The organism is Sphingomonas sp. VDB2 (genome assembly GCF_047946695.1).
GTDB classification, from domain to species: Bacteria; Pseudomonadota; Alphaproteobacteria; order Sphingomonadales; family Sphingomonadaceae; genus Sphingobium; species Sphingobium bisphenolicum.
The window spans coordinates 1,665,517-1,691,110 of the sequence record NZ_CP159615.1; the positions used below are offsets into that span (position 1 = coordinate 1,665,517).

The window sequence follows — 25,594 nt, forward strand, 5'->3', positions numbered from 1 at the left end:
GCCGCCTTCCTTAAGCCCGCCGACCGGCGATCGCCGCCATCAGCGCATCCTGATCATAGCGATAAATGCTGACGTCCTGCGGCCCGTCAGGGCGAGGCGAGGCGCGCAGATGCACGACGCGACACCCCATGATTTCGGCCGCCTGCGCGGCATCCGCTTCCGTGCAAAGGACCACGTCTTCCGGATCGACGGCGCAGTCGCCGGGCAGGCCCAGAACCACCTCATGTCCCGCCTGCCGCAGCAATGGCGCCAATATCTCACGCGTCCATCCATCGCCGCTGTCGGCCAGCACGCATCGCCCCCGCGCACGCTCGACCGCCCCTTCTTCGGGCAAACCGGCGAAAAGGGCGAAGGGATTGATCACCTCGAGATGCTCGCCATCGACTACCGCGACGCCGCTCAACATCCCATGCATGGCGACCATGTCCGGGACGGCCGGCATCTGGACGATGTCGAGTACGCTTGCCACGGGATAGCAGGCCTCGCGCCGATCGTCGCGCAAGCGCAGCGCGGACACCTTGACCCGATCGAATTGCGACAGGCCGTTGGCGACAGGCACCAGCAGCTCGTCGAGCCGCACGAACGCACGGCCGCCCGATTTGCCGAACAGGCTTGCATCGATGTCTTCGACCCGCTCGATCAGTGACAATTTGAGCAGGCGGCGTTCGCCCGTCAGTTCCTCGAAACGCAGTGCCGCGACCATCTCGACGCCGGCTTGCGCGCCGGCTTGCTCTTCCTGCTGCCGCGCAGCCCGATCGTCCACGATGTTGGGCAGACGCGCCGCGTTGGCGAGACCGGCGGCGTCGAGCAACAGCATCGGCTTGCCATTGTCAGGCAGGGTCATGCCGGCATAGACCCCGGTCGCCATCACCAGGGGCGAGGCCGGACGGATCACCAGTTCCTCATGATTATCGACCGCCGACACGCCCATCGCGAAGGGTACGCCAGTGGCCGAACGCACCACCATGATAGCGCGCGGCCCCTGCTGAACGGGCTTTTCCATGCCCAGCACATCTTCAAGATCGACCATGGAATGGCGGATTGCGCGAATCGTCGCGATCTTTGCGCCCCCGACCTCGCTGACCTGCAACGTTTCATTATTGTCGTGCAGGATTTCGACCACCGCCGAGCGCGGGATCGCGAAATGCTGACCGCCGGCCCGGACAATCAGCCCGGGAATGATGGTCAGCGTCAACGGCACGCGCAACGTAATGCACAACCCCTGCCCCGGATGATTGTCGAGAGCGATAACCCCGCCGATACGCTCCACATTGGCGCGCACCACATCCATGCCGACACCCCGGCCGGAAATGGCGGTCACCTGATTCGCGGTCGAAAGGCCGGCCTGGAAAATAAGGTCGAGCTTGTCTTCTTCGGAAAGACGCATGGCGGCTTCCCGGGTCAACCGGCCTGCGGCGATGGCCTTGTCGACCAGACGCGCCGTGTCGATGCCTGCACCGTCGTCGGCGATCGCAATGACGATCTGATTGCCCGACTGGCGTGCTTCCAGCCGCAAGCGCCCCGCGTCCGGTTTCCCCGCGGCGCGCCGGTTTTCAGGCGTCTCGATACCGTGATCAATGCTGTTGCGCACGATATGGGTGAGCGGATCGACGACCATCTCCACCATTTCGCGGTCCATTTCGACATCGCCGCCTTCCAGCGTGAGGTCGATGCGCTTGCCAAGGTCGCGGCCAAGGTCGCGCACCATCCGCGGGATGGCGGCAAACAGGCGATCGACCCGTTGCATCCGCGTCTTGGATATCACGTCGCGCATATCGGCCACGCAGGTCGACAGCCGTTCGAACACATTATCCAGTTCGGGATCGGCGGAACGCTCGCGCAGCTTGCGCGACAATTCATTGCGCGCCAGCACCATGTCCGACACGCCATTCATCAACTGATCGATCAGACTGAGAGGCAGGCGAATGGTCCGCGGCCCCGATTGCGCCCCACCCTGCCGCGCGACGGCAACGGGCGCTGCGGCCGTTTCGATCGCTGACTGGGCGGCGCGTTCGGGCTGGGCGCTCAGAGCGCCGATCAGAAAATCGTCATTCTCGCTGGGCAGGGCCGCACCGATGGCGACCGCCTCGGTCAGTTCGCCGATCCGGTCCATGATACCCAGTACGGCGCTTACGGTGGCGGGGTCCGCCCCACGCTTTCCCGCGCGAATCTCGGACAGCACATCCTCGGCCGCGTGACTCAGCCGTTCGAAGCGCGGCAAATTCAGGAAGCCGCAGCTACCCTTCACCGTATGGAAAAAGCGGAAGATGGCATCCAGCCGATCCCGGTCGGATGGATCGGCTTCCCAGGCGACCACTTCGCCTGCGAGAGCCTCCAGCGTTTCCTGGGTCTCGGATATGAATTCCTGAAGTAGTTCGTCCATTCCCTATGGGCCCCACGGATGCGCGCAGGGGCACCATGGCGGGGCGTGGTTAAAGGGCCGTTAAAGGCGAGACGAGCGGCGTAATGCGTTCATGCAAAAAGGGCGCCGCGCACAGACGCGACGCCCTTGTCGGCTCGGGTAGTGAACCGCTGCTTATTGATGCTTTTCGACGGCATCCTCAGCCTTGTCACCCGCTTCGCGGGTGGCGGCAGCCTTGTTCTCCAGCGCGTCTGCGGCGTTTTCAGCCGCATTCTCGGCGTTGCCGCTCAGATTGTCGGCCATCGCCTCCATATTGTCGGCCTGGTTGTCGAGTGCGTCCGCCTGGTTCTCGTAAGCGTTCTCGACCTTGTTTTCCTTGGCGGAATCGCACGCGGCGAGCGCGACAAGGCTGGCAAGGCCCAGGACTGTGACGAAAGTTTTCACGGCGTATTCTCCTGTTTGCGCCCCCGGGGGCTGACGTCATTCGGCACGGGATTCCATCGGCGCCACGCCATCTGGAACCCTGACGCGGATCAACCGGCCGCATGCATGATGGTTCCCGTCGCGGCCTCGTTTCGTCGCAAAAACGATTATTTTTTAAGCGAATCCCGGATTTCGCGCAGCAGCACGATGTCCTCGGGCGTGGGGGCCGGCGCGGCCGGCGCAGGTTCGGGCTTGGCGGTAAGCTTGTTCATCGCCTTGACCAGCAGGAAGATGATGAAGGCGAGAATGATGAAATTGACCAGCACGGTCAAAAACTGCCCCCAGCCGAACATCGCGACGCCGGCGGCTTTCAGATCGGTATAGCTGTCAGGATTGCCCTTGAAGCCAGCCGGCAACTCTCCGAGCCGCACAAAATAACCGGAAAAATCGGCGCCGCCGAAGATGTAGCCGACCACCGGCATGATGAGGTCGTCGGTCAGCGACTTCGTGATGGTGGCGAAGGCGCCGCCAATGATGACACCGACCGCGAGGTCCATCACATTGCCGCGGTTGATGAATGTCTTGAATTCGGAAATCAGTCCCATGGGGAACTCCTTGCGCTGTCTACGATAATATCAGGATGGCCCGTTGCGCCTTTCAGGACAACGCCCTATTTCCACAGGCGAAACAAAAAGCCGAGGATGTTCCATGACGCTCCTGCGCCGCTTCTCCACCGTCCTGCTACCGATGTTCGGGGCGCTCGCCCTGTCCGCCTGTGGCATCAATAGCGTGCCGACCGCCGAAGAGGAGGCGAAGGCGAAATGGGCCGACGTCCAGGCGCAATATCAACGCCGCGCCAACCTGACGGGCAATCTCGTCGCCACCGTGAAGGCGGCAGGCAAGCAGGAACAGGCGACGCTGACCGCCGTGGTCGAAGCCCGCGCCAAGGCGACGTCGGTCCAGGTCAACGCCGAAGATCTGTCCGATCCCGCCAAGGTGGCGCAGTTCCAGGCGGCGCAAGCCCAACTGAGCCAGGGGCTGGGCCGCCTCCTCGCCACGGTCGAGGCCTATCCCGACCTCAAGACCAACGAGAATTTCCTGCAACTCCAGTCGCAACTGGAAGGCACGGAGAACCGCATCGCCGTCGCCATCCGCGACTATAATGGCGCAGTGCAGGCCTATAATACCCGCATCCGCACCTTCCCCGACGCGATCGGCGCCAAGCTGATCCATGGCGCGAAGCCCATGACCCCGTTCCAGGCCACTACGCCGGGCGCGGAGGAGGCGCCGAAGGTCGACTTCGGCAACTGATCGGATGCTTCGCCGCCTGGTCCTGATCCTCACGCTGCTGGCGCTCGCGCCGGCGGCGTGGGCGCAGAGCTTTCCCACATTCGATGACAAGGGCGTGGTCGATGCGGCGAACCTGCTCGATCCCGCACAGGAGCAGGCGCTCAGCCAGAAACTGATCGCGCAGAAAAAAGCGAGCGGCCGTTCGCTCGTCGTGGCGACAATCCCCGATCTTCAGGGCTATGACATAGCCGACTATGGCTATCGCCTGGGTCGCGCCTGGGGCATCGGCGACAAGGACAGCAACGGCGCGCTGCTGATCGTCGCGCCGGCCGAGCGCAAGATACGCATCGAGGTCGGCTATGGCCTGGAGGGCGTGCTGACCGATGCGCTGTCCTCGCAGATCGTTCGCAACGCCATCGCCCCGCGTTTCAAGGCCGGGGACATGCCGGGCGGTATCGATGCAGGCGTCGATCAGATCACCGGCCTGCTGGCCCTGCCACCGGACGAAGCCAAGGCGCGCGCAGCGGCGGCCGAAGCGGACGCCCGGAAACAGGATGACGGGGGCGGCGCGATCATCGGCTTCTGGATCATATTGTTCATCATCTTCTTCGTGGCCCTGCCGCTGCTGTCGCGCACACGGGGCGGGACACGCTATCGCCGCGGCGGCGGAAGCGCCCCGATCATCATCTGGGGTCCGGGAACCGGCAGTTCCGGATGGGGATCGGGCGGCGGTTCCGGATGGGGCGGATCGAGTTGGGGCGGCGGCGACAGCGGCGGCGGCTTTTCCGGTGGCGGCAGCTTCGGCGGCGGCGGCGCGTCGGGAGATTGGTGATGCAGCTTCATCTGACGCAGGCCGATCACGAATTGGTTTCGAACGCCGTGACCGAGGCGGAAGCGCATACGTCGGGCGAAATCGTGACCATCGTCGCACGACGGTCCGACAGCTATCATGATGTCGGCCTGAGCTGGGCAGCGGCGGCAGTGTTCATCGCGCTGGCGCTGATGGCCGCATTTCCGGCCTATCTCCGCGCCTTCCTGTCAGCGCTGTTGCTCGACTGGGAGCATGAGCTGGCCGACTGGAAGCTGCTGATGGGGCTGCTCGGCCTTCTCATCCTCAAATTCCTGGTCGTACGCTATCTGCTGGCGATCATGCCGCTGCGCATGGCCGTGACGCCGCGCGCGACCAAGGCGCGGCGGGTGCGACGACGCGCCATCCTGCTGTTCCGCACCGCCGCCGAAGCGCGCACCCTCGGTCGCACCGGGGTGCTCATCTATCTCTCGCTCGACGAGCATCGGGCCGAAATTGTCGCCGACAGGGCGATCAACGAGAAGGTCGCGGCGGAAGCCTGGGGCGACGCAATGGCAGCGCTGATAGACGCGATCCGCGCAGGCCGCGCCGGCGAGGGATTGGCTGATGCCGTGCGACAAGTAGGCGTCGTGCTGACCGCCCACTTCCCGCGCGCCGACGACGACATCAACGAACTGCCCGATAGGCTGATCGAATTATGACCGACCCCGACCGGAACGCGCCCGAAGAAGTGATGTGGACGGGGCGTTTCATCACCGCCAAGAAGCGTGGCAAATGGGAATATGTCGGCCGCGCGCGCGGTATCCACGCCGCCGTCATTCTGGCGATCGACGACACGGATGATGGCCCTCACGTTCTGCTGGTGGATCAGTATCGTGTGCCTCTGGGTCGACGTTGCATCGAACTGCCCGCCGGTCTCGTCGGCGACGAAGAGGAGGGCGAGGAGGCCGGCATCGCGGCGGCGCGCGAATTGGAGGAGGAAACCGGCTTCCGTCCGGACCGCCTCGAATCGCTTGGCCAGTTCTACAGCTCGCCAGGCATGGTGTCGGAGAGTTTCACCCTCTTCCGCGCGCACGGCCTGGAAAAGACCGGCGCGGGCGGCGGCGTAGACGAGGAGGATATTCACGTCCATCGCGTACCCCTCGCCACCCTGCCCGACCAGATCGCCCTCTGGCGCGAACAAGGCTATGCAATGGACGTGAAGCTCCTGCTGCTGCTGGGCGCGGGCATGGTTGCCTGACGCGTCTTCGTTTCAGCGCTGCTCGGACATCGGGACTGATAGCGTCAGCGCCACATCACGGCACGCGATACCATCCGGCCACACGGTCGAGCGCCAGGGTCAGCACCAATTTCCCCGCCCGACTGGGCCAGCCCAGCGCTTTTTCCGCAGCGATCAGCCCCTCGCCTGCACAAGCGACGCGCCATAAAATATCGGCCAAGCCAGGCCCGGCTGCCCGAATCGCGCCATCGAACCGTTCGCGCGCCGACAATTGGGCCAAGGTGAGGTCGCCCGCCCCTTGCGCGCTATTGGCGCTGCGCGGCGCCGCGTCCCACCGCATGGTGACGCGCGCGCCCAGCCCGGCCTTTTCCCAATCCCGACGCAACAGGTCGCCCGCCAGATAGTGGCGCTCGCTCAAATGCCCCCGTGCATGGAGCCAGGCGAGCGGCGATTCGCCGACATGCACCAGCACTAACTGGGTCCGGCCTTCCGGGTCTTCGATCATCTGCTCGACATGGGTAGCGACCATCTGCATCTCCTTGCTGACGGGATTGGACATGCAGGGCCTTGCCATGTGGGATAGTTTGTAGGAAAGAGAAAACCAAATAGGTTCTATTTCGAGGTGCAGATGATTACCCGTATCCGCGAGGTCCGCAAGGCCAAGGGGCTTACGCTTGAACAGGTCGGCGCGTTGTGCGATCCACCCACAACGGCCCAGACGATCGGGCGGCTGGAAACCGGCACGCGCACCGTCTCGGTCAAATGGCTCAACCGAATCGCGCTGGCATTGGGCGCCACCACCGCCGAACTGGTGGCTTTGCCGGGACAAGCCGACATAGCGGTCGCCGCTTTGCTCGGACCGGATGGCGCGCGCGCGCCGACGCGGCCGCTCGCCTTCCCATCCCCGCTTGCCTCCGACGGGATGGTCGGCGTGCATGTCAGCGCCAGTATCGGCGATTATCGCAGCGGAGACGCGATCTGGTGCCGCCGCATCGCACCCGACGAGTTTTCGGGCGCGCTCAATCGCGACATATTATTTCCCCGCCCCGCCGGCCGTTTCCTGTTCGGGCGCCTGATCGGCCGAGAAGGCGACCGCCTGCAACTGCTGCCACTGGGCGCCGGCGCGCGGCAATTGGTGCTGACCGATCCGCCATGGGCCGCGGTGGCGGTGCAACTCGTCCGACGCCTCTAGCCAAGACGGCACGAGGCTGCTTAACCATCCGCTAAACTCTATGCTGCGAAAGAGAGGCCATGGCGCTCAACGTCCTTATGCTATCGACCCTCTTTCCCGATATCAGCCGGCCCAATTTCGGCGTGTTCGTGGAACGGCAGGCGCGCGAACTGGCAAGCCGGCCCGAAGCCGACGTCACCGTAGTCGCGCCCGTCGGCCTGCCGCCCTGGCCATTGTCGCTGGCGGCGCGCTATGCCCCCCTGCGTGCGCTGCCGCGCAAGGAACGCTGGCGGGAACTGACGGTCTATCGGCCGACCTTCCCCATCATCCCCAAATTCGGCGGCCGCACCAATGTCGGCGCCATGACCCGCGCCATCCTGCCGCTGGTCAAACGATTGCACGCCGAAAAGCCGTTCGACGTGATCGACGCCAGCTTCTTCTTCCCCGATGGCCCGGTGGCCCAGCGCCTGTCGAAGGCGCTGGGCATTCCCTACTCGGTCAAGGCGCGCGGTGCGGACATCCATTATTGGGGCACGCAAAGCGGCACGCGCAAGATGGTGCTGCAAGCGGCAGACGGCGCGGCGGGCCTGCTCGCCGTATCGGACGCGATGCGCCGGTCGATGGCGCGAATGGGGATCGATGCGGACAAAATCCGTGTCCATTATACGGGCGTCGATCTCGACACATTCGAGATGGGCGACCGCGATGCCGCCAAGGCCGCGCTGGATTTCAGCGGCCCGGTCCTGCTGTGCGTCGGCGCGCTCATCCCGCGCAAGGGGCAGGATCTTCTGGTGCGCGCGCTCCCCATGCTGCCGGATGCGACGCTGTTGCTGGCAGGCCAGGGCGCCTTCCGGCGCACGCTGGAAAATCTGGCGCAGGAACTGGGCGTGGAAAGGCGCATCGGCTTCCTGGGATCGGTGCCGCATCACAAACTGCCCCGTATCTATACGGCGGCCGACGTGATGGTGCTGCCGTCCGAATCCGAAGGGCTGGCCAACGCCTGGGTGGAATCGCTCGCCTGCGGCACGCCGATCGTCATCACCGACGTCGGCGGCGCACGCGAGTTGCTGGATCGGCCTGAAGCCGGTCGGATCGTCGCGCGCGAACCAGAAGCGATCGCCGAGGCGATCAGAGCGATACTGGATGCCCCGCCTGCGGCGAAAGATGTGCGGGAGGCAGCGCTGCGCTTCACCTGGACCGCCAATGGCGACACTTTGCTGGCCCATCTTCAGGCGATCGCGGGAAAAGCGGAAACCTAGTCCCAGAAGCGCAACAGCCGGGCTCTGCCATCCGATGTCGGGAAATGGCCGCCGTCGAAGGGCACTTCCCCCCAACGCCAGGGCGTCAACTCCTGATAGGCCGGATTTGACAATGGCGCGTGGCGACGCAGGTTGAGCAGCCGCCCCGCGCCTTGATAGACCGATAGCCGGGCATGTTCGCGATAGATGTCCGCCGCTCGCTCGTAATGAAAGGCGTCGTGCCATCCCATGGCGCGCGCAATCTGCGTCACGATCCACCAACCCGGTCGCGCTTCACCCGGCAGGGCAAAAACTGACCGCTGTCGGCTGATCAGCCGATCTGCGCCGGTGATCGTGCCGTCGCGCTCCAGCAGTCCAGGCATCGGTATCGCCAGATCGATACGATCCGCCATCGCGGGATCGAGCCGGTCGCCGGCAAAGAGTGTGAAGGGACGATTGTCGGGAAAGGCATCCAGCAAGGCGGCGGGCGCATCCCCGAGCATCAGCAGCACCTTGATAAGGCCATCGCCGATCGCCTCGCGCAACGCATCTCCAGACAGGCCGGGCGTCACGGCCACTCTGTCCGTCGACCAGAAACGACTGACGGAAGCCAGCGCATCTGCCGAAAAATCCCGATGCGCGGCCAAGGCCGTTGCAATGCATCCGACTTCGCGCGCGCCCATGGCGTTAGGTGCCCCGGGCAGCGCGAAAGGCGCCGCACCAGGCTGACCGATCCTGCCGGTGACGAGGTGCAGGGCCAGGATCGCCTCCGCCGCGCGCGCATCCCCGTCCCCAACGTCGGGATCGAACATTGTCACCATGCGCGGCGCGCGCGCGGACAACTCCTGAAACTCCCGTATCGCCGCGATCGGCAGGCCGGTCATGCCCGCCACCGACCATAGGTCGTGCCCCGGCCGCAGCGCCTCCCAATAGCCGTCCGGCACCGCTACATTTTTCGCGACGAACGACCGATCCAGCAAGTCTGCGTCGTGCAAGTGCAACAACAGTCCGCCCAGCAATGTGGCGACGCTGCCGGACGCCGGCGCCAGATGAAGGTCCGCAGGCAGAAGCCGCGCGCTGGGATCAGGATCGACGATCACGAGTTGCGCGCCCCTCTCCTCCCGCGCCATGGCGACCCGGTGCGTCAGCACCGGATGGCGCCGCAGCGCGCCCGCACCGATTGCGAGGATCAGCTCCGCGCCATCGACATCCTCGCCGCTCGCGGGCATAACATCTTCACCGAAGGCCGCAATCTGCGCACGCGTAGCGATGTTATGCCACGGGACATCGATATGCGCCGAACCGATGAAACCCTTCATCAGCTTGTTGGCCGCGAAATAATCCTCGGTCGGCAGGTCGCCTGCGACATGGAGTGCAACACTTGCGGGACCATGCTGGGCGATGATGTCGGACAGGCGACGCGCGGCATGGGCGATCGCGCGGTCCCGGCCGACGCGCTTGCCGGCCAGCAACGGATGCAATAGCCGGCCATCCAGTCCCGTGTCAGCGGCAAGCGCCTCACCTGCCGGACAGAGCCAGCCCATATTGGTCGGGTGAATGCGGTCGCCCTCGATGAAGACGCCCCGCGCATCGTCGTCGCTCAGGCCAGCCATGGCCCGCACGCCACAGCCCATGGCGCATCGGCCGCATAGCGTTTTAATTGCCGTCATCATCGCGCATGTAACCGATCGGGATGTCGGGAAAAAGATCGCAAAGCGCGTTCGCGGTTGAGTTGCCCGACGATGCGGCGCAAAAAGGCCGCATGATGCGCGCTCTCCTTCGATCCTTCGCCGCTATGCTCATTCTGGCGCTGTCCAACCCGGCCGGCGCCGCGAATGAACGCGGCCCGCTGGTGCTGGCCGCCGCCAGTTTGCAGGATGTGCTCGCGGTTGCGGCGGTCGAATGGGCGCGACAGGGGCATCCGCAGCCGATCCTCTCCTTCGCCGGTTCATCCGCACTGGCGCGTCAGATTCGGGCCGGGGCGCCAGCCGACCTCTTCGTTTCCGCCGACGAGGATTGGATGGACGTCGTAGAGAAGGCAGGCTCGGTCCAGGCCGGCACGCGGGCGGACATCGCCGGCAATCGGCTGGTCCTGGTCTCCCCCCTGCGTCAGCCGGTACGGCTGACGATAGGTCGGAACATGCCGATCGCCAAGGCGCTGGGTTCGTCGCGGCTCGCCATGGCCGACCCGGACAGCGTGCCAGCCGGCAAATATGGCAAGGCCGCGTTGACGACGCTTGGTGTCTGGGCGGCGGTAGCGCCCAAAGTCGTGCGTTCGGAAAATGTCCGCGCCGCGCTGGCCCTGGTAGAGCGCGGCGAAGCGCGGCTCGGCATCGTCTATGCGACCGACGCGCGCGCGTCGCGCAAGGTGCGGATCGTGGGGATCTTCCCGCCCGCCAGCCACCCGCCTATCCGCTATCCCGTTGCCCGGCTCAAGAACAGCCGGCACGCTGATGCCGACGGGTTCCGCCGCTTCCTGCTTTCGCCCAAGGGGCGCGCCGTGCTGACGCGCTACGGCTTCACCGCGCCTTGATCGCCCCCCTGTCGCCTGACGAATGGATCGTCCTGGCCCTGTCGCTCAAGGTCAGCCTGGTCGCCGTCGCCTTGAGCCTGCCGATCTGCTTCTTCCTCGCCTGGATATTGTCGCGCTGGCATTTCCCGGGAAAATTGCTGGTCGACGCGTTGGTCCATCTGCCGCTGGTGCTGCCGCCCGTGGTAACCGGATGGCTGCTCCTGTTGCTGTTCGGCATGAACGGACTGATCGGGAGTTGGTTATCCCAAGTGCTGGGCGTCACGTTGTTGTTCCGCTGGACCGGCGCAGCGCTCGCTGCCGCCATCATGGCGGTGCCGTTAATGGTGCGGGCTATCCGCCTGTCGATCGAGGCGATCGACGGGCGGCTGGAGTGTGCGGCTGCGACCCTGGGCGCCTCGCGGATGCGGATTTTCCTCACCATTTCTTTGCCGCTGGCGCTGCCCGGCGTGCTGGCCGCGGTCGTGCTGGGCTTCGCCCGGTCGCTGGGCGAATTCGGAGCAACGATCACCTTCGTGTCCGACGTGCCGGGAGAAACCCGCACCCTGCCCATCGCCATTTACGCCGCCATGCAGATGCCGAACGGGGAGCCGATCGTCACCCGCTTCGCCATAATATCGATCCTGCTGTCGCTCGGCGCGTTGATGCTATCGGAAATATTGGTGCGGCGGATCGCGCGGGGAGGACGTCATGTCATTTGACATCGACGTCAAACGGACGGTCGGAGGGCGATCGATCGCCTTATCCTGCAGCACGGAATCTCCGCTGGTAGCGCTGGTCGGCCCATCCGGCGTTGGCAAGACCAGCGTCCTCGATATGGTCGCCGGGATCGCCTCGCCCGACCGGGGCCGCATCGCCGTAGCCGGACAGACCTTGTTTGACAGCGACGCCGGGATCGATATCCCTGCCGCGCAACGGCAGGCCGGATACGTCTTTCAGGATCGTCGCCTGTTCCCCCATATGCGCGTGCGCGCCAACCTGGCATATGGCCGGCGCGCTGCCACCACGATGAACATGGACGATGTGCTCGCCTTCCTGGGCATCGGACATCTGCTCGACCGATGGCCGCACAGCCTGTCCGGCGGTGAGGCGCAGCGCGTAGCCATCGGGCGGGCCTTGCTATCCGGTCCGCGCTTTTTGTTGCTGGACGAACCCCTGTCGTCGCTCGATCGTGACCGCAAGGCGGATATTCTGGACGCGATCGACCAGATCCGTGGACGCAGCCCGATCCCGATCCTCTACGTCACGCACGATATCGGCGAAGCCGAGCGGCTTTCCGCGCTGGTCGTGACCATGCGCGAATAGCATTAGGCCTGTTCCTACTCTCCTGCGACAGCCGCATCCTGCCTGTTTCGCCATAACCGAGCCGTTGTCGACCGATAGGCCTTTCCACGTCGCCTTCCGCATATTAGAGGGGCGCATCCCCGGGGGGCCGCTCATGCGCGGCTGAGAGGTGGTCAGCAGACCACGACCCGCTGAACCTGATCCGGCTGATACCGGCGTAGGGAGGGCAATGCGGCACGCCGCAGGTCCCTCCATGTGGAGTGGACGCGTGACGATGACGATTGCATTTATCCCTGTTGGCCGTGCGGCGCTGGCGACCGCGCTCCTCTTTTCCGCTCATGCCGCGCGGGCGGCGGAGGCCGACGAACCGGGTCGCGCGACCATAGAGGTCACGGGCTATCCCGATCCCCAAGGCCTGCTGCCCGATCAGAGCGCGCCCAAGGCGGTCAGTTCGATCGCCGAAGCCTTCATCAGCAAACAGGCGCCGACGCTCAACGCCTTCCAGTTGGTCAACCTGCTGCCCGGCGCGAACGTCTCGTCCAGCGACCCCTATGGCCTGTCCGCGACGTCCAGCCTGACGTTGCGCGGTTTGGGGCAGGACCAGATCGGCGTGCTGCTGGAAGGCGCGCCGCAAAATGATATCGGCTATTATTACGCCTATCCCTCCCAATTTGCCGACGCTGAAAATGTGCGGCAGATCGCGCTGGCGCAGGGCGCGGCGGACATCGATGCGCCGGTCGTTGCTGCGGCGGGCGGCACGCTGTCGCTGACGCTGGCCGATCCCAAGGCGGATATGGGCGGGCTGGTCAATCTGTCGGTCGGTTCCTATGACCAGCGGCGCGCCTTCCTGCGGTTCGACACGGGGGAGATCGGGCAGAGCGGCCTCAAGGCGTTCGTCTCCTACTCCAACAACCGCGCGGATAACTGGCGCGGGGCGGGCTTTGACAAGCGCCAGCATATCGACGCGAAGCTGCTGCACGAATGGGGCGAGGGCAACCGCGCGAGCCTGACCATATCCTATAATGACGCGATCACCTCGATTTATCCCAGCCCGACCATGGCGGACTGGAAAGCCAATGGGCGCGGCTTCAACTTCACCCAACGATACAGCGAAGGCGACACCAGCTATTGGCGGCTTTATCGCGCGCCGTTCCGCAATCTCTATTTCGCCGCGCCGCTGCATCTGCAACTGAGCGACGGGCTGACCTTCGACAGCAGCGCCTATCTGCAAATGGGCCATGGCAATTCGCCTTACGGCACGCAACTCGCCACCACCGGCAATTATCTGGGCACGGAAGAACTGACGCAGCCGATCGCGCTGCCGGGCGCCGTGGATGGCGTGGCGACCGTGCTGGGCAACTGGACCGGCAAGCAGCGGCGCGTCGGCGATGTCAGCAAGCTGACGATGCAGGCGGGCGTCCACACCATCACGGCAGGCCTGTGGTTCGACTATGGCACCGACCGCGTGACCCAAAGCTATACGTCGATCGACGCGACCGGGCGGCCGGTCGATGTCTGGGGCTATCAGGACAAAGCGATCCGCACCGCCGATGGGCGGCTGCTCGCCTATGAAAATCAGCGCACGGTCACCGTGACCAAGGGCTTTTTCCTGGCGGACAGCATTGCGGTGACGCCGCGCCTGACCGTCGATATGGGGTTCAAGGGCGTCAGCCTGCTGCGCAACGGCCGCAACTATCTGCCGGGGCCGCAGTCCAGGGTGCATGTCGACAGCTTCGCCGCCTTGCCCCGCGCGGCGGTTCATTACCGGCTGGACGATCAGCAGCAATTGTTCGCCAACATCACCACCAATTTCCGCACGCCCAACGAGTTTGCGCTCTACAACAGCTATTATGGTGGCGAGCTGGTCAGCCAAGGCACCGGCGCGCTCAAGAATGAATATAGCGTCTCGCAGGAACTGGGCTACCGCTATATCGGCCCCAACCTGTCGCTTTCGCTGACCGCCTTCCACTATCGGTTCCGTAACCGGCAGGTGGCGACGGTGGTCGATAGCGGTGGGGCGCTGGTCAATTCGACCATCAACGGCGGCAGCCAGACCGGCTATGGGCTGGATGGCGAGATCGACTATCGCCCGGCCAAGGGGTTCAGCCTCTATGCCTCGGGCGAATATCTGCACACGCGGCTGAACGACGATCTGCTGGTGGGTGGCGATCTGTTGCCGACCAAGGGGAAGCGCGCCGTCAGCAGCCCGCGCGCCCAGTTCGCCGTCGGCAGCACCTATGATGACGGTCGCCTGTTCGGCAGCACCGCGCTCAAATATGTCGGCCGCCAATATGCGACCTTCATGAATGACGAGAGCATCAAGGGCTATGCCACGCTCGATCTGGCGATCGGCGTGCATCTGGCCGGGCTGATCGACGCGAACGCCATGGACCTTCGGCTGAACGCGATCAACGTCACCAACCCGCGCGTCCTGTCGGGCGTGTATGCGATCAGCAGCAATGCGCGCGATACGATCGGCCGCAACGGCGCGCTGATCGCGGGTTCCGCCCCCAGCTATTATATCGGCAGCGGACGCGCGTTCGTGGCGACGCTGTCGCGGGCCTTCTGACCATGAGCGGCGGCCATCGCGTGCATGGCATGGGAACGGCGCTCGAAGCGCCGACATGGCCAGCCATCACGCGGGCCGAGGCGGAAGTCGTGCTGGATCGCTTCCCCGATGCGGGACGACTGATCGACCTTCGCTGGCATTCACCGCGCCCCTTTTCGGCGGCGACGCTGATCGACACCGACCGGGGCGCCTATTTCCTCAAGCGCCATCATCAATGGCTCCGCACGCCCGCCGCGCTGGCGGAGGAACATGGGTTCATGGCGCATCTGCGGGCGGCGGGCCTGTCGGTGCCCGATGTCATGACGGCGGCGGACGGGACGGGCGCCATCGCGCTGGGTGCTTGGACCTATGAACTGCACCGCGATGCGCCGGGCATCGACCTGTACCGCGACCGGCTGTCCTGGACGCCCTTCCTGACGCCGGGCCATGCCTGTGAAGCCGGTGCGGCGCTGGGACGGCTGCACCGCGCCGCGCAGGATTTCACAGCCCCTTCGCGCGGCGACCATCCGCTGATCGCCAGCTTCACCATCCTGCCCGCCGGCGATCCTCTGGCAGCGGCGGACGCCTATGTCGCCGCCCGTCCGGGGCTTGCGCGCTATCTGGCCGCCAAGCCCTGGAAGCAGACATTGGCGCGCCTGTTCGCAGCGCTGGGCGAAGGGCTTGCCGAGCGACTGGCGGGGCAGGCGCCGCTCTGGACCCATGGCGACTGGCACCCGTCCAACCTCCTCTGGTCGGCGGATGGCAAGGTCGACACCATCTTCGATTTCGGATTGGCGACGCGCACCTGCGCGCTCCACGATCTCGCCACCGCGATCGAGCGCACCGCGTTCCGATGGCTGGACATGGGGCAGGACGACGCGCTGGGGGATGTCGATGCAGCCATGGCGATCCTGGCCGGTTATCGGACGATAGTGCCGCTCGACCGCGCCGATGTGGACGCGCTCGTGCATCTCCTGCCGCTGGTCCATCTGGAATTCGCCCTGTCGGAAATCGACTATTTCGCCGGCATCGTCGGCGATCTTGATCAGGCAGCCGTCGCCTGGCAGGATTATCTGGTCGGCCACGCCGACTGGTTCCTGTCCGCACCGGGACAGGATTTTCTGCATCGGTTCGCACAAGAGGCGATGGCCTGATGTCGATGCTGGAGATCGTCGCCGTCGCCGTCAGCTTCATCGGCATATGGCTCACGGCGAAACGACGCATGCTGTGCTGGCCGGTCAATCTGCTAGCCTGCGCCCTCTATTTCAAGATTTTCCTCGACGTCCGCCTCTATGCCGACATGCTGTTGCAATCGCTGTTCGGCGTCGCGATCCTCTATGGCTGGTTGCGCTGGGCGCGGGGCCGGGACGATGCCGGAGAGGTGGGGGTGATGCCTCTCCCGCCCACGCGGGCCGCCGCTAATCTGGCTGCCGGCGCGATCGGCGCCATCGCCATCGGCTGGTTCATGCATCGCTTCACCGATGCGGCGCTGCCCTGGATGGATGCGGCGCTCAGCAGTTTCAGCCTTGTTGCCCAATATTGGACCGCGCGCCGCCATGCCGCGAGCTGGCTGCTCTGGATCGCAGTGGACATCGTCTATGTCGGCATGTTCGCTTTCAAGGATTTGCGACTGACGGCCGGCCTTTATGCAGCGATGATCCTGTTGGCCGCCATAGGCTACAGACGTTGGGCGAAAGCGACAGAACGATCGTAGGAATCTGTAGGGCGGCTCTCAACGGGCTTGCGGAAGAGACATCCGCGGCCGGCAGCACAATGGTCCACACGTGCCGCCGCCGGCGATGTCAAATTTCGGCGGTGCCACAGGCAGATCCGACACAGCATAAGTCGCTGCAGGAGGTAGCCAACAGGCGCTCACGAAAGAGATGAACGCCGCGCCTTACGCCTTCTGGCAGACCACGATCGCGTCGATCACCGACAATGTTTCCTGCGGATCGCGCACACGCACTGTGTCGAGGCCCAGTTCCTTGGCCGGATAGTCGTTGCCGCCCGGAAAGATCGCGTCGCCGATGAACATCATGGCGTCGAGCGCAATGCCGCTCGCGTCGCGCAGTTTCTTAAGGCCGTAGGCCTTGTCCACGCCCTCCCGCGTGATGTCGATCGATGTCGCGCCGCCCATATTGATCGACAGGCCCGGCAGGCGCGTGCGCAGGTCTGCCTGGATCACCTTACGCTTTGCGAAATCCGGGTCCCATGTTTCCTTTGCGTGGATCGGCGCCTGCTGACCCAAAGCGGAGAAGGTAATCTGGCTGCCGCGATCCTCGATCCGTTCACCCCATGTCTGTTCGGGCACAAAGCCGGTTGCTTCCAACGACGCATCAAATGCCTCCAGGATCGCCCGCTTCTGTTCATCGTCGAACAGTTCCGCATAAACCGGCGTCCAGGCACCCTCCTGATGGGTGTAGAGCTTCGTACCCGTCGTCGGCATCAGCCACAGGCGAGACCGATCGGCCTCTCCCGGCAGGCGGCTCGCCACCTGCTTGTCGAACTGTGGCCAGTCCCCACCCGAAATCACGGCAACATGGGCGACGCCCAATAGGCGGGTGAGCGCTTCGGCCATCGCGTCCCCCAATGGTTGCTTGCTCTCCGCCAGAGTCCCATCGAGATCAAACGCTATCAGTTGCTTCATGTATCAGGTTCCTAAGAGGCAGATCGCATATGCACCGGCGCCTAACATCGAAGGCTGGAGCAGGCAAGCGGCTGCAAGTTCGCCTTCATCGCCGGCCTCGCATCGAGACAGAAGAAGGCTTTCTAATTGGTTTGACTTCCATATAACGTTCCGAGAACATCGGCGTCGTTGCCGCCCGGATGCCATAGCCAATGAAAATGCTGGTTCAGTGTCAACCATATGGACGCGATACGGTATGATGGCTAGTCCATGTTCGATTGCAACGATCATGCTGCAAGTCTGGGGATTTTCGTGAAAGAATTGACGGCTTTTGACTTTGACGAAGCGCCGGTCGAAATCGCACAACCCCGTACCGCTCTGCGGATGGCGTCCCAGCCCCACCGGCGCGTGCCATTTTCAAGGGCCTCGATCGCCATCATGCGCGAAAGCATCGACAAGAGGCATGGCTTTCCGTTCACTAGTGGCGCGGTTTCGCGCGAGGGCAAGGACTGCTCCATCCAAGCTTTCAGCCCGAACGGCGTGAGTGCCCCCCACCCCGAAGATAACCCATCGGTTATCGCAGCAGCAGCCCGATCGAGTTGAACGCAAACTGATTTTTCCGGCCAGCAAGGCCTCCAGCGGCGCCTGGACGATTCCTCCACGGAGCAGTTGGCGGGCTTCGGATATTTTTTGAAGTGGATTCTGACATGGGCATATGGCGATTGTTGAAACGAAAAGTACGTCAGAGAGGATATGATTCCACAACAGCCTATACCCGGTATTTAAATTCCCGCCTGAAGGCGAGAAAAGGCGATCGTGAACTCGCCTTTGCCGAAGCGATCGGGGCGACGTCCATGGAATTGTTCCGGGAGCAGGGCGACGGGCATGTCAGGGTACTGAAACACCATGGGCTCGCCGATGGCATGGCGGTCTTCGATTTAGGCTGCGGATGCGGGAGAACTGCGCAGGCTCTGCAGCGCAACGGGTGGAGCGGCACATATACCGGCACGGATGTCGTCGATGGCCTGATTGGAGAACTCAGGGAAAAATGCCCGACCTATGACGCCTATGTGCACCGCCAGCCGACAATCCGGGCTGCATCGGGCACAATCGACATGCTTTACCACTGGTCTGTTTTCACGCATCTGTCAGTCGAAGAATGTTTTCTCTACATGGAAGACAGCTTCCGCGCCCTGAAGCCGGGGGGCAAGTTGATCTTCTCATTCCTGGAAATCAACGAACCCTTGCATGGCGTTGTTTTCGACAACCGTGTCGAAACCCTGCGCAGGGGCAATCAAAACCCGTTGCTGGACACTTTTCTCCATCGCGACTGGATTACCTTATGGGCGAAAAGGATCGGCTTCACCTCTCCACGCTTCACGGATGGCGATGACGATACGCAGCACGGCGCATTCTGGCAGACCTTGGTCGCCATGGAGAAGCCAGGCTCCTGACACGGGCACCGGCGCTAATTCGATGCCCCTCCCTGCGAGCCCCGCGGATCGCACGGAATGGAATAGTCGAAGATTGCGCCGGCCAAAATTTCGCCCCGTTCGCAATCGACGCCTTGAGATCGTCGATCATATGAAGAATGGGATGGGGCGAAATCCGAACTGTGCGGTATGCGGCAATGCAGCACGAAAGCGCTGGACGAGCCTCCCTGCGGAATATATTGAGACAGATAGCAACACATTGACTGAACTGGGAGGCAAGCATACCCGTGGCCGTCAATACTCTGGAAGCTCCGCCTTCTGAACCTGCGCCTACAGTCGGTAAGACGGTCGCCCTACTGGTTGGCGCCAGCCATGCCAATGCTCTGAAAAGAGCGAACGAAACGTTCGAGACAGACACATCCAGTTTCGTTTTTCGCGTTTTGGCACATGGCACCGACGGGCTGCCGGGCGGCGCGACCGTCTTCCGGGCGGACGGGCAGCCAATGCTCTCGCCCATCATCCATAAAGCTTTGGCGACATATCGACGGCGCAAGCCGACCCCCAGAGTTTGGCTGGTTTCGGCACTGAGCGGCAACGAGGCCAATCGGCTGTCCCTGCTTCGCCATCCCGAAGCGTTCGATTTTGTCGACCCTTTCCATCCGGGCGAGCCGGTCGATCCAACCGCCAGGTTGTTGCCCTATGACCTTCTCGTCGATGTCATGCAGCGCCATCTGGAGGGGCTTGAACGCGCATTGGGCCTGTTCGTGCGGCAGTCCGTGGAAGGCGTCGTGCAAATTGCCCCCCCGCCCCCGCTGCGCGGGGCCGAGCAGGTCCGCGGCCTGCTGTCCGAACGCACTATCAATGCGGCGCTCCGGCGGGGCGCCACCAAAGACGACATCGAGATATCGCCGGACAGTTCGCGGCTGCGCATGTGGCGCCTGGAATCCAGGGTGACCCGGGCCATTTGCGAACGCTTGGGAGTACATTATCTGGCTCCCACGAACGCGTTGATCGATGATGACGGATTTCGTGGACTCGATTCGGCCGGAGACGCAATCCACGGCAACGCCAAATGGGGTACGGCCATACTCGATGAGGCGGCGAATCTAATAAAGGCCCAGCAGGAAGGTATTGCTCATGGCTGACCGCGACAGTCATTCCACATGTCCGTTCCGCTCACTTCCAGCAGAGGCATATTGGCGAAAGGCGTTGGTGCAGACGCCAGCGAAGGATGTTAATCCCGCAAGCAAGCCCAGCTTCAGGATTGCTCAGACGGATGCGGTCGCGACGGCTGGAAGCTGTTTCGCGCAACATATCGCACGTCATTTGGTCGGCGCGGGCTATAACTATTTCATTCCCGAAAATGCGCATCCCATCGTGCCGCCTGACCTGGGGAAGAAATATAATTACGGAACGTTTTCGGCCAGGTTCGGAAACATATACACGCCGCGCCAGCTTCTACAGCTGTTCCACCGGGCATATGGGTCGTTTCAACCGGCCGAAGATGTCTGGATCGAGGGCGATCGCTATTACGACCCTTATCGCCCCCTAATTCAGCCGCAGGGATTCCCTGACGAAGCAAGTTACCTGGCGGATCGCCAGGAACATTTCGCAGCGGTCCGGCGGATGGTCGAAGAATGCAATGTTTTCGTATTTACGCTCGGATTGACCGAGGCCTGGGTATCGCGGATCGATGGAGCGGTGTTTCCCGTGTGCCCCGGTTGCGGCACAGGCACGTTCGATCCCGATCGATATGAGTTTGTGAATTTCACTGCGTCTGAAACTGCCAGCGACCTTCGTCTGGCGCTGGAATTCATTCGCGCCAAAAATCCCGACGTCCGCTTTGTCGTAACCGTATCGCCAGTGCCGCTTATCGCAACCGCCGCGCATCGCCATGTTCTGGTATCGACCACATATTCGAAAGCCGCCCTGCGGGTGGCGGCTGAAGAAGTGACGGCCGCCTTGAGCGACTGCGAATATTTCCCATCATACGAGATTATCACGGGCGCCTATAACCGTGGCGCATATTTTGACGATGATTTGCGGGAAGTGAAGCCGGAGGGCGTCGCTCATGTCATGCGTTGCTTTGCAGAAACCTTCCTTGATCGATCGGCAAAAGCGGCCTCTCCCCGTAAAGCCGGCAAAAAAGTACGGCCGATGTCGGCGGTTTTGAACGACATCATCTGTGACGAAGAAACGCTTATCGCTGCCGAATGAATATATTGGCGAGGACAGATCACATGCCTTTTAATTCACGCCTGATCTGCCTTGGCCTGATGATATTATCCGTCGTATTTTTGGGCTCGACAACGGCAGTGGCAGCCTCTTCCCCTCAATCATTAACGATCCGTGTTGCGCCGGGCAGCGCGATCTCCACTCTTGCGGCCGGCATTGCGGAATTTCGTCGCCGCTATCGAGGCGAAGCCGAAGTCCGGATTGCGGTTGCACCGGGCGTGTATCGCAACGAAACCGTCGTACTCGATCCTTTTTCTCCCAATATCCGAAAGATTGTCATAGCCGGCAGCGGAAAGACCCCGGATCAAACCATTTTTGATGGCAGCATGGTCGCGCCGAGTTCACTTCCAAAAAGCTGGCTAAGCATAAAAGCACAATATGGCAGACCCAGTAATGTTATAATAGAAAATATAACGGTGAGAAATTACCGCCAAGCCATTATTTTCTATGGCAGCAAGCAAAACGCAGCCAAGTGGAATGGTGGAAATATAGTTCGTAATATGTCGTTTAGAAATATCGGCGTTTTCGGCAATAATCTTGGAAAAAGCTTTAGCGCCATTATTTTAGTAAATTCGAGAAATAACATTATTTCAAATAATTATTTTTTCAATATCGAGAATGTAAATAGCTGCCGAGGCATGCATTCAATATATTTAAGATCCATGTCATCAAACAACAGGATTGAAAACAACATATTCGAAAAAGGTTGCGGCGATCAAATCAAATTCAGAGATGCTTCAAACAACAATATTGTCTCTGATAATACATTCATAAATCAGTCTGGATTTGCTCTCGCAGTCGATTCTTATTGCGTGAAGGGTCGTGAAGGCTGCGCTACAACAGAATGTCCTTCCAAGGGCAACAGCGTCTTGCGTTCGCGTGTTAAGTCAACCGACCCCGCCCTCGCGGCCCCGTCGACAGTCCGCACCGTCGGCCCAGCGGCGCAACAGCATTGCGAAGCCTCATTCTCCCCTCGTCTTTCGGGCAAACAGACCCTGCTTGAGCGTATCAACTGATTGGCATTCAAACCAAGATACTGGCTTCCACTTTGTGATGATGCGCTGCAACGCCGAAGCGTGGAGGCTCCTATTCACCAATGCGGCAGCGCCGATCACGGCCTGACGCCAAACGCCACTGGACATTAGGCGATCAAGCGACGTCCCCTGCCCTCACCGACAGGCGCAATCCCAGCGATCCATCCAATATGACAAGCATCGCTATCGCGGACGGATCCGCTTTCACCTCAAGCACTTCCGCCATGCCTCAACCCACTGCAAAAGGCCCCCACGCGCCGCCGGTCCGGCATGGTACTGACCCAGCATAACCGCCGCGCGACGGCTCTCGTTACGGCCATCAATGTTCGGGAATGAAACAATTTTGCCCCAAAAACTAGGGCTTGCAATAGGGGGCGTATCGGTCAAAAGCTTTTGTGCAATCGGAGGATTACAGTGCCAGAGCAGCCGGTCGACAGTCACATTGCCATTCATCCCGTTATTCTTTCCGGTGGATCTGGCACGCGGCTTTGGCCGTTATCGCAATCAAAACGTCCCAAGCAGTTCATCCCGCTTATCACCGACAAGACGATGATGCAGGATACGGCGTTGCGCTTGCCCGCTCATGAAGGCTTTGCCGAGCCGATCATTGTTTCCAGCGCTGGACATGCCGACACGGTCATCGAACAGATGCGTGATATGGATATGCCGCCGAGCGCGGTTTTCCTGGAGCCCGCCGGCCGAAACACAGCGGCCGCGATCACTTTGCCGGCTCTGTGGCTGCTGGAACAGCAGGACGATGCGCTCATGCTGGTCATGCCTTCGGATCATGTCATCGCCGATGTCGACTCGTTCCGGCGGGCCATAGCCCTTGCACTGCCTGCCGCGGCTGATGGGCAACTTGTCGTATTCGGGATACACGCCGCTCATGCCGAAACCGGTTATGGATATATCGCACAAGGCGCCCCGCTTCCTGGGGTGCCGGGCGTGTACGAAGTGGCGAAATTCGTTGAAAAGCCTACTCTGGCGGTAGCGGAAACATTTGTTGCGGACGGGGGATATCACTGGAACGGGGGCATTTTCCTGCTCTCTGCTCGCAGCTATATTGAAGAGCTTCGGCAATGGGCTCCTGAAGTGCTTCGCGCGTGCACCGAAGCGCTGTCGAATGCGCGCAGGGAAAATCCGCTGGTTTATCCCGAAGCATCTGCATTCCTGTCATCGCCTGATCTGTCAATCGATTATGCGGTCATGGAAAAGACACAGAAGGCGGTCGTGGTTCCCGTTGAAATGGGATGGTCGGATGTCGGGTCCTGGGAAGCTCTATGGGCGGTCCGCGACCGGGACGAGAATGGCAATTGTATCAAGGGCGCCGCGTTGACCGTGGATGCGCAGCGCAATCTTCTCTACGTAGAAGACGGTCCCCCGATCGCGGCGCTGGGTTTGGAAGACATGATTGTCGTGTCGACCGCCAGCGGTATATTGGTGATGCCCCGCAGCCGATCGCAAGACGTCAAGAAGGTGGTCGAAATGGTGAAGTCCGGCCATTTCAATGCCTCCGATCCTGCCCCGTCGCTATGATGAAGGCATGATGACGCCGAAATGCACGCATCTCGACCTCCGGGACATGGCATAGGGATGATATGGTGCGTGTGAGCCGGACAATGCACCTTATGCAAAACCACCCGAGGCCCGTTTATCGGCCGATGGCGGCGCTGATGAGGCGCAAGCGCCTGCCACGCCGTGCGGCCCTGGTCCCCCGCCTCCTGATGATCTGGCGCCAGCGCCCCGATCTTCAGGCTAGTTTCGACCTGGACCGTACAGCGGGGCGCGAGGGACTGTTCATCTGGTACCTGTTCCATGCGTATCGGGAGCTGGGCCTGCGAGGAGATGCGGACAGCCTCGCCATGGCGCCTTTGCTGAACACACCCATCGCCAGGCTTCCACAACATACCTATCTGCCTGTGACCTGGCTGATGTGGGAGATGCGCAAACGCAGCGACATTGCTTTTCCGCCGCGGAAAACGCCCGAGGGCCAGGCGCAACTATTGGCCTGGTATTTTACCAAGGGGCTAACCGATTTCCACCTCGACGAATTCCTGACGCAGCAGCAGGCCGACGCGCTTCTTTCGAAAAGGGAAGAGACGGGGAATGCATCACGTCTACATCATCTGATCTGGGAAAATGATCCCCAGTTGCGCGCAGCCCATGGGTCTGCCGAAGACCCCGCTTTTCTGCTCTGGTGCCGCACCTCTGGCGCAAGAGACTATCCCATACTTGCGCATAAGCGGATCGGCATCGGCATGCCGCCCCGCAATCGCGTCATGCCTCGCCCGTGGGGGGTCAACCTGATCGGCCATGCGCTCAGCCGGTCGGGCTTGAGCGAGGATATACGCATGGCCGCGCTATCCTTGACGAGCGCGGACATTCCCTTCTCGATCTACAATGTCGCCCCTGGCGCGCATATGGAAGAGGACGATAGCCAGCTACGGGATGCCTATTCGAAAGAGCTGCCTTATTCGGTAAACCTGTTTTGCATGACCGGCATGACGACGGTCACCTCGGTCATTAACGATCGCGCCCTGGGAGATGGTAGCCGGCGCTATATCGGGATGTGGCCGTGGGAGCTGGAGGAGTGGCCACCCTTCTGGTCACATGCCTATCAAACGGTCGACGAAATCTGGGCGACCAGCCATTATAGCTATGCGGCATACGCACGATCGTCACCCATTCCGGTCCGCCACGTACCCATGGCCGTGTCGGTTTCCGACGGCGAGGGGAAAACCCGAACGGATTTTGGCCTGCCGAACGATCGCTTCCTGTTTCTTCATGCCTTCGACGGACTGTCATCCTTTGCGCGCAAGAATCCGTTGGGGTGCATCCAGGCGTTCCAACATGCCTTCCCCAATGCCGATGCCAAGGTCGGACTGGTGCTGAAGGGACTGCGGGTGGCCAACGACGCCGCCTGGGCGGAAATCGAAAGGATCGCGGCGGCGGATCAGCGCATATATCTGATCACCGCGTCCCTATCTCGCCCATCTTTGCTGGATCTCTATCGCGCGGCCGACGCCTTTATATCGCTCCATCGCAGCGAAGGCTTCGGGCGCAACATCGCAGAGATGATGATGCTGAAGAAGCCGGTGATCGTCAGCGCGCATTCGGGCAATATGGATTTCACGAATTTTGATAATGCAGCGCTGGTGCCCGTCGGACTTCGGTCGCTCAAGGATGGCGACTATCCCTTCGGCCGTGGACAGCGCTGGGCGGAGCCTGACCTACGGCGCGCCGCCCAATCAATGGTCCGGATGGTGGAGGATGCCGATTGGCGCGAAACGCTGGGGCGGACGGCACATTCCCACATCACGGCGCATTACAGCCCACACATCGTTGGCGCGGCATGGAAGACGCTGTTGGCAGAGACCCCATGACGATGCCTCG

25 protein-coding genes and 1 riboswitch are annotated in these 25,594 nt (G+C 62.3%); of the genes, 19 read left to right on the top strand and 6 right to left on the bottom strand.

The features are described from left to right. Nucleotides 1-10: 10 nt before the first annotated feature. The 3 genes from ABT375_RS08225 to mscL all read right to left on the bottom strand — a co-directional run bounded on the left by ABT375_RS08225 (nt 11) and on the right by mscL (nt 3,390). Nucleotides 11-2,383, bottom strand: a complete 2,373-nt coding sequence (locus ABT375_RS08225; RefSeq protein WP_416464712.1) for a chemotaxis protein CheA — start codon at nt 2,381-2,383, stop codon at nt 11-13. Between the two features lie 153 nt (nt 2,384-2,536). After that, the gene (locus ABT375_RS08230) at nt 2,537-2,806 is read right to left on the bottom strand and encodes a hypothetical protein (protein WP_224547296.1); all 270 of its coding nucleotides are present in this window, start codon (nt 2,804-2,806) and stop codon (nt 2,537-2,539) included. 146 nt (nt 2,807-2,952) lie between these two features. Then, nucleotides 2,953-3,390 (bottom strand): large conductance mechanosensitive channel protein MscL, encoded by a 438-nt coding sequence (gene mscL / locus ABT375_RS08235; protein ID WP_261936378.1) that lies wholly within the window; start codon nt 3,388-3,390, stop codon nt 2,953-2,955. A gap of 103 nt (nt 3,391-3,493) precedes the next feature. On the opposite strand from mscL, the gene ABT375_RS08240 reads away from it, so the two are divergent. From ABT375_RS08240 to ABT375_RS08255, 4 genes are read left to right on the top strand one after another with little or no spacing between them, the layout of a single operon-like run. Then, nucleotides 3,494-4,096, top strand: a complete 603-nt coding sequence (locus tag ABT375_RS08240) for a LemA family protein (protein ID WP_261936377.1) — start codon at nt 3,494-3,496, stop codon at nt 4,094-4,096. Between the two features lie 4 nt (nt 4,097-4,100). Next, nucleotides 4,101-4,907 (top strand): TPM domain-containing protein, encoded by an 807-nt coding sequence (locus ABT375_RS08245; protein WP_416464713.1) that lies wholly within the window; start codon nt 4,101-4,103, stop codon nt 4,905-4,907. Further along, nucleotides 4,907-5,584: a TPM domain-containing protein gene (locus ABT375_RS08250; protein ID WP_224547304.1), complete on the top strand. Its 678-nt coding sequence runs from the start codon at nt 4,907-4,909 to the stop codon at nt 5,582-5,584. Before ABT375_RS08245 ends, ABT375_RS08250 begins: the two co-directional genes overlap by 1 nt. Beyond that, on the top strand, nt 5,581-6,123 hold the full coding sequence (locus ABT375_RS08255) for an NUDIX hydrolase (RefSeq protein ID WP_416464714.1): 543 nt from the start codon (nt 5,581-5,583) through the stop codon (nt 6,121-6,123). Before ABT375_RS08250 ends, ABT375_RS08255 begins: the two co-directional genes overlap by 4 nt. Before the next feature lie 55 nt (nt 6,124-6,178). On the opposite strand, the gene ABT375_RS08260 is transcribed toward ABT375_RS08255, so the two are convergent. After that, nucleotides 6,179-6,631 carry a DUF6456 domain-containing protein gene (locus ABT375_RS08260; protein WP_416464868.1) on the bottom strand — a complete coding sequence of 151 codons (453 nt, stop codon included), beginning with the start codon at nt 6,629-6,631 and terminating at the stop codon, nt 6,179-6,181. Between the two features lie 99 nt (nt 6,632-6,730). Between ABT375_RS08260 and ABT375_RS08265 the strand changes: the two genes are divergently transcribed. Both ABT375_RS08265 and ABT375_RS08270 read left to right on the top strand, forming a co-directional pair. Next, on the top strand, nt 6,731-7,294 hold the full coding sequence (locus ABT375_RS08265) for a helix-turn-helix domain-containing protein (protein ID WP_224547308.1): 564 nt from the start codon (nt 6,731-6,733) through the stop codon (nt 7,292-7,294). A gap of 59 nt (nt 7,295-7,353) precedes the next feature. Further along, nucleotides 7,354-8,532, top strand: a complete 1,179-nt coding sequence (locus tag ABT375_RS08270) for a glycosyltransferase (protein WP_416464715.1) — start codon at nt 7,354-7,356, stop codon at nt 8,530-8,532. On the opposite strand, the gene ABT375_RS08275 is transcribed toward ABT375_RS08270, so the two are convergent. After that, entirely contained in the window at nt 8,529-10,181 is a 1,653-nt protein-coding gene (locus ABT375_RS08275; RefSeq protein ID WP_416464869.1) for a molybdopterin oxidoreductase family protein, read from the bottom strand. The genes ABT375_RS08270 and ABT375_RS08275 overlap by 4 nt on opposite strands. A 92-nt stretch (nt 10,182-10,273) precedes the next feature. Between ABT375_RS08275 and modA the strand changes: the two genes are divergently transcribed. The 6 genes from modA to pnuC all read left to right on the top strand — a co-directional run bounded on the left by modA (nt 10,274) and on the right by pnuC (nt 16,587). After that, entirely contained in the window at nt 10,274-11,044 is a 771-nt protein-coding gene (gene modA / locus ABT375_RS08280; protein WP_416464716.1) for a molybdate ABC transporter substrate-binding protein, read from the top strand. Continuing rightward, nucleotides 11,044-11,742, top strand: a complete 699-nt coding sequence (modB, locus tag ABT375_RS08285; protein WP_224547424.1) for a molybdate ABC transporter permease subunit — start codon at nt 11,044-11,046, stop codon at nt 11,740-11,742. Before modA ends, modB begins: the two co-directional genes overlap by 1 nt. Next, nucleotides 11,732-12,346 (top strand): ATP-binding cassette domain-containing protein, encoded by a 615-nt coding sequence (locus tag ABT375_RS08290; RefSeq protein WP_224547314.1) that lies wholly within the window; start codon nt 11,732-11,734, stop codon nt 12,344-12,346. The genes modB and ABT375_RS08290 overlap by 11 nt, the downstream gene beginning before the upstream one ends. 110 nt (nt 12,347-12,456) lie before the next feature. Further along, nucleotides 12,457-12,566: riboswitch (TPP riboswitch) on the top strand. Between the two features lie 33 nt (nt 12,567-12,599). After that, nucleotides 12,600-14,894 (top strand): TonB-dependent receptor, encoded by a 2,295-nt coding sequence (locus ABT375_RS08295; protein WP_416464717.1) that lies wholly within the window; start codon nt 12,600-12,602, stop codon nt 14,892-14,894. A gap of 2 nt (nt 14,895-14,896) precedes the next feature. After that, nucleotides 14,897-16,027: a phosphotransferase enzyme family protein gene (locus ABT375_RS08300; protein WP_416464718.1), complete on the top strand. Its 1,131-nt coding sequence runs from the start codon at nt 14,897-14,899 to the stop codon at nt 16,025-16,027. Further along, the gene (gene pnuC, locus ABT375_RS08305) at nt 16,027-16,587 is read left to right on the top strand and encodes a nicotinamide riboside transporter PnuC (RefSeq protein ID WP_416464719.1); all 561 of its coding nucleotides are present in this window, start codon (nt 16,027-16,029) and stop codon (nt 16,585-16,587) included. The genes ABT375_RS08300 and pnuC overlap by 1 nt, the downstream gene beginning before the upstream one ends. Nucleotides 16,588-16,770: 183 nt before the next feature. On the opposite strand, the gene ABT375_RS08310 is transcribed toward pnuC, so the two are convergent. Next, entirely contained in the window at nt 16,771-17,520 is a 750-nt protein-coding gene (locus ABT375_RS08310) for an HAD-IIB family hydrolase (RefSeq protein ID WP_416464720.1), read from the bottom strand. Nucleotides 17,521-17,769: 249 nt separating this feature from the next. Between ABT375_RS08310 and ABT375_RS08315 the strand changes: the two genes are divergently transcribed. The 7 genes from ABT375_RS08315 to ABT375_RS08345 all read left to right on the top strand — a co-directional run bounded on the left by ABT375_RS08315 (nt 17,770) and on the right by ABT375_RS08345 (nt 25,584). Next, the gene (locus ABT375_RS08315) at nt 17,770-18,102 is read left to right on the top strand and encodes a hypothetical protein (protein ID WP_416464721.1); all 333 of its coding nucleotides are present in this window, start codon (nt 17,770-17,772) and stop codon (nt 18,100-18,102) included. A 104-nt stretch (nt 18,103-18,206) separates the two neighbouring features. Then, entirely contained in the window at nt 18,207-18,953 is a 747-nt protein-coding gene (locus tag ABT375_RS08320; protein ID WP_416464722.1) for a class I SAM-dependent methyltransferase, read from the top strand. 266 nt (nt 18,954-19,219) lie between these two features. Beyond that, the gene (locus ABT375_RS08325) at nt 19,220-20,077 is read left to right on the top strand and encodes a hypothetical protein (RefSeq protein WP_416464723.1); all 858 of its coding nucleotides are present in this window, start codon (nt 19,220-19,222) and stop codon (nt 20,075-20,077) included. Next, nucleotides 20,070-21,149, top strand: a complete 1,080-nt coding sequence (locus ABT375_RS08330) for a GSCFA domain-containing protein (protein WP_416464724.1) — start codon at nt 20,070-20,072, stop codon at nt 21,147-21,149. The genes ABT375_RS08325 and ABT375_RS08330 overlap by 8 nt, the downstream gene beginning before the upstream one ends. 23 nt (nt 21,150-21,172) lie before the next feature. Then, nucleotides 21,173-22,183 (top strand): right-handed parallel beta-helix repeat-containing protein, encoded by a 1,011-nt coding sequence (locus tag ABT375_RS08335; protein WP_416464725.1) that lies wholly within the window; start codon nt 21,173-21,175, stop codon nt 22,181-22,183. 432 nt (nt 22,184-22,615) lie between these two features. After that, on the top strand, nt 22,616-23,737 hold the full coding sequence (locus ABT375_RS08340) for a mannose-1-phosphate guanylyltransferase/mannose-6-phosphate isomerase (RefSeq protein WP_416464726.1): 1,122 nt from the start codon (nt 22,616-22,618) through the stop codon (nt 23,735-23,737). Nucleotides 23,738-23,874: 137 nt separating this feature from the next. Beyond that, nucleotides 23,875-25,584 (top strand): glycosyltransferase, encoded by a 1,710-nt coding sequence (locus ABT375_RS08345; protein WP_416464727.1) that lies wholly within the window; start codon nt 23,875-23,877, stop codon nt 25,582-25,584. The last annotated feature ends 10 nt before the right edge of the window (nt 25,585-25,594 follow it).

Bases quoted from the DNA above. Each gene is read 5' to 3' on its own strand.
- ABT375_RS08310 (WP_416464720.1), bottom strand. From the start codon at position 17,520: ATGAAGCAACTGATAGCGTTTGATCTCGATGGGACTCTGGCGGAGAGC.
- ABT375_RS08290 (WP_224547314.1), top strand. From the start codon at position 11,732: ATGTCATTTGACATCGACGTCAAACGGACGGTCGGAGGGCGATCGATC.
- ABT375_RS08275 (WP_416464869.1), bottom strand. From the start codon at position 10,181: ATGACGGCAATTAAAACGCTATGCGGCCGATGCGCCATGGGCTGTGGC.
- ABT375_RS08260 (WP_416464868.1), bottom strand. From the start codon at position 6,631: ATGGTCGCTACCCATGTCGAGCAGATGATCGAAGACCCGGAAGGCCGG.
- ABT375_RS08320 (WP_416464722.1), top strand. From the start codon at position 18,207: ATGGGCATATGGCGATTGTTGAAACGAAAAGTACGTCAGAGAGGATAT.
- ABT375_RS08330 (WP_416464724.1), top strand. From the start codon at position 20,070: ATGGCTGACCGCGACAGTCATTCCACATGTCCGTTCCGCTCACTTCCA.
- ABT375_RS08250 (WP_224547304.1), top strand. From the start codon at position 4,907: ATGCAGCTTCATCTGACGCAGGCCGATCACGAATTGGTTTCGAACGCC.
- ABT375_RS08255 (WP_416464714.1), top strand. From the start codon at position 5,581: ATGACCGACCCCGACCGGAACGCGCCCGAAGAAGTGATGTGGACGGGG.
- pnuC (WP_416464719.1), top strand. From the start codon at position 16,027: ATGTCGATGCTGGAGATCGTCGCCGTCGCCGTCAGCTTCATCGGCATA.
- ABT375_RS08225 (WP_416464712.1), bottom strand. From the start codon at position 2,383: ATGGACGAACTACTTCAGGAATTCATATCCGAGACCCAGGAAACGCTG.
- ABT375_RS08245 (WP_416464713.1), top strand. From the start codon at position 4,101: ATGCTTCGCCGCCTGGTCCTGATCCTCACGCTGCTGGCGCTCGCGCCG.
- ABT375_RS08345 (WP_416464727.1), top strand. From the start codon at position 23,875: ATGAGGCGCAAGCGCCTGCCACGCCGTGCGGCCCTGGTCCCCCGCCTC.
- ABT375_RS08335 (WP_416464725.1), top strand. From the start codon at position 21,173: ATGCCTTTTAATTCACGCCTGATCTGCCTTGGCCTGATGATATTATCC.
- ABT375_RS08270 (WP_416464715.1), top strand. From the start codon at position 7,354: ATGGCGCTCAACGTCCTTATGCTATCGACCCTCTTTCCCGATATCAGC.
- ABT375_RS08295 (WP_416464717.1), top strand. From the start codon at position 12,600: ATGACGATTGCATTTATCCCTGTTGGCCGTGCGGCGCTGGCGACCGCG.
- mscL (WP_261936378.1), bottom strand. From the start codon at position 3,390: ATGGGACTGATTTCCGAATTCAAGACATTCATCAACCGCGGCAATGTG.
- ABT375_RS08265 (WP_224547308.1), top strand. From the start codon at position 6,731: ATGATTACCCGTATCCGCGAGGTCCGCAAGGCCAAGGGGCTTACGCTT.
- ABT375_RS08240 (WP_261936377.1), top strand. From the start codon at position 3,494: ATGACGCTCCTGCGCCGCTTCTCCACCGTCCTGCTACCGATGTTCGGG.
- ABT375_RS08300 (WP_416464718.1), top strand. From the start codon at position 14,897: ATGAGCGGCGGCCATCGCGTGCATGGCATGGGAACGGCGCTCGAAGCG.
- ABT375_RS08315 (WP_416464721.1), top strand. From the start codon at position 17,770: ATGTTCGATTGCAACGATCATGCTGCAAGTCTGGGGATTTTCGTGAAA.
- modA (WP_416464716.1), top strand. From the start codon at position 10,274: ATGATGCGCGCTCTCCTTCGATCCTTCGCCGCTATGCTCATTCTGGCG.